This window comes from Stenotrophomonas sp. CASM101 (assembly GCF_049384845.1).
GTDB classification, from domain to species: domain Bacteria; phylum Pseudomonadota; class Gammaproteobacteria; order Xanthomonadales; family Xanthomonadaceae; genus Stenotrophomonas; species Stenotrophomonas hibiscicola.
This window is the reverse complement of the sequence record NZ_JBMRFR010000043.1, coordinates 1-367: the sequence shown is the minus strand read 5'-3', so window position 1 is coordinate 367 and position 367 is coordinate 1. Positions and strand designations below refer to the sequence as shown.

The window sequence follows — 367 nt, the reverse complement described above, 5'->3', positions numbered from 1 at the left end:
ATGGCACTGGTGACGATCGGCGGGCTGCCGATGTGCCTGGGTTACCTGGCGTGGATCGTGCGTTGGCGCGCGCGGCTGGGATGGCTGGCGCCGGTGGGGCGCATGGCATTGACCCACTACCTGGCCCAGTCGTTGCTGTGTACCTGGCTGTTCTACCACTATGGCCTGGGTGGGTTCGAGCGGATGCCGCGCAGCGTGCAGTTGCTGTTCGCGCTGCTGGTGTTCGCAGCGCAGGTGGCTGTTTCGCACGCGTGGCTGGCGCGCTTCCGCTTTGGTCCGGTGGAATGGCTATGGCGTGCAATGACCTACCGCCAGTGGCCACCGATGCGGCGTGGAGCCGGGCAGGGCTGATCGATGCAGGGCGCGC

1 protein-coding gene is annotated in these 367 nt (G+C 67.3%); it reads left to right on the top strand.

Annotated features, from left to right (window positions below; all coding sequences use genetic code 11):
* The coding region (locus tag VG543_RS21205; protein WP_423179239.1) for a DUF418 domain-containing protein at positions 1 to 351 on the top strand (351 nt) is incomplete at its 5' end.
* Positions 352 to 367: the final 16 nt, after the last annotated feature.